A 2,154-nucleotide genomic window follows, 5' to 3' on the forward strand; every position below is an offset into this window, starting at 1 on the left:
TATGCGCTGGCCGCCGGCCGCGCCGGGCGCATGCTCTCGGCCAGCCGCATCAAGCTCCTGTCGAGGATCAGCGGCAGCTTCATGGTCGGCGGCCAGCGCATAGGTCGAATCCGACATGGCGGCGAAGATCATGGCGGTGAGGCCCATGATGACGATCTGCAGCGGGTAGTTGCCGGCGGGAGAGATGAACTGCGGAAAGAAGGCGCCGAAGAAGACCAGCGTCTTTGGATTGCTGAGCGCCACAGCCAAGCCCTGCAGGAAGAAGCCACCGCGGGGTTTCCGAGCGGTTCCGTCGGCGTTCAGCGTGCCCTTTGAGCGGAACATCTGCACGCCCATCCAGATCAGATAGGCCGCACCGATCAGCCTGACCCATTCGAACCAGTGGCCCATGCCCGCGATCAGCGTGTTGAGCCCAATGCCGACGATGGCGATCATGACGGCAAGGCCAGCCTGCGTGCCGGCGACGTTGGCGAGGCCGGCACGGGTTCCGTGGCGGATGCTGTTGGCGATGATCAGCGTGACCGTCGGCCCAGGCACCAGGATGATGACGATGCAAGCAAGAACATAGGCGGCGTAGAGTTCCAGCGACATGATTTTTCCTCGCAATGCCGCTGTCGCGGCCTGTTAGGCGACAATCAATGCATGACGGCGAGGGCGAAGCAAGCTGGCGCGCGTCGTACGTGGCTCAGGCGCCGGCCGGCCAGGGCAGGGTCGTCTCATAGGCGACCGCGGCCTTCAGCACGGCGAGGTCGCCGCGTGGCCGGCCGATCAACTGCATGCCCATGGGCCGGGCCCTGTCGTCGAAGCCGACCGGGACATTGACCGCCGGGCAACCGCCCAAGGTGGCGAAGGCCGAAACCTGCATCCAGCGATGGTAGCTGTCCATTGCCCGCCCGGCGACCTCGCGCGGCCAATGGGTGCCGACATCGAAGGGAAAGACCTGCGCGGTCGGCAGCGCGATGAGGTCGAAGCGTTCGAAGATCGATAGTAGCATCCGGTGCCAGGACGTGCGCATGACCGAGGCCGCGCGAATCTGCGGCGCCGTCAGCCGCATGGCGTTTTCCACCTCCCAGACGGCTTCCGGCTTCAGCAGCCTGCGCCTAGCGGGATCGTCATAGTGCACTTTCAGCGCGCAGCCGCTGCTGGCCTGGCGCAGCGTCACGAAGGCCTGCCAGAGTGCCTCGAAATCGAAATCCGGACGCAAGGGCTCGGTCCGGAAGGATGCATCCGTGAACCGTGCCAGCGCTGCCTCGCACAGGTCGAGGATGCCGGGCTCGACCGGCAGATGGCCGCCGAGATCGCCGAGCCAGGCGACGCGGCCGCCGGTCGCCGGTGGCGCGAGCCCTTCGAGGAAGGATCCCGGCTTTTCATAGGAGAGAGGCGCTTGCGGATGGTAACCGGCCTGCACGTCGAGCAACAGCGCCATGTCGGCGACGTTGCGGCCCATCGGCCCCTCGACGCCCATCTGCGCGTGAAAAACCTCGAAGTCGGGACCGCCGGGCACGAGCCCCTGCGATGGCCGAAAGCCGTAGACATTGTTCCAGGCAGCCGGGTTGCGCAGCGAACCGCCGAAATCGCTGCCATCGGCGACCGGCACCATGTCCAGCGCCAGCGCCACCGCCGCGCCGCCGCTCGAGCCGCCGGCGGTCAGCGCCGGATCGAAGGCGTTCAGCGTTGGCCCGAAGACGTTGTTGTAGGTGTTGGAGCCGAGCCCGAATTCGGGAACATTGGTCTTGCCGATGATGATGGCGCCAGCGTCGCGGATGCGTTCGACGAAGAAATCGTCTTCTTGCGGCACGAAATCGGCGAAGATCGGCGAGCCGAACGAGGTTCTGAGGCCCGTTGTGGAGGCAAGGTCCTTGATGGCGATGGGAAGGCCAAAGAGCGCGCCGGTTCCATCCGTCCGCCTGATATCGGCGGCGTCGGCCTCGCGCAGGATATCGGCGCGGTCTCGCAGCGAGACGATGGCGTTGACCTGCGGGTTGACCGCATCGATGCGGTCCAGGAAAGCCGTCACCACCTCGCGCACGGAGAGTTTCTTTCGGCGGATCGCGTCGACGAGTTTGACAGCCGACAGGCGACAGATGTCGCTGGCCGCGGGTACGGCATGCTTCGTGCGGGGGCGCATCATTTCAACGGGCCTCTTGCAAGGCC

2 protein-coding genes are annotated in these 2,154 nt (G+C 65.9%); both read right to left on the reverse strand.

Features of this window, described 5'->3' with window-relative positions; translation table 11 throughout:
* The coding region (locus EOA36_RS34065; RefSeq protein ID WP_245464547.1) for a LysE family translocator at positions 1-591 on the reverse strand (591 nt) is incomplete at its 3' end.
* A gap of 94 nt (positions 592-685) precedes the next feature.
* Positions 686-2,131, reverse strand: coding sequence for an amidase (locus EOA36_RS34070; RefSeq protein ID WP_127281086.1), 1,446 nt, complete (start codon positions 2,129-2,131; stop codon positions 686-688).
* Between the last annotated feature and the right edge of the window lie 23 nt (positions 2,132-2,154).

It is taken from the genome of Mesorhizobium sp. M8A.F.Ca.ET.021.01.1.1, from assembly GCF_003998025.1.
GTDB lineage: Bacteria > Pseudomonadota > Alphaproteobacteria > Rhizobiales > Rhizobiaceae > Mesorhizobium.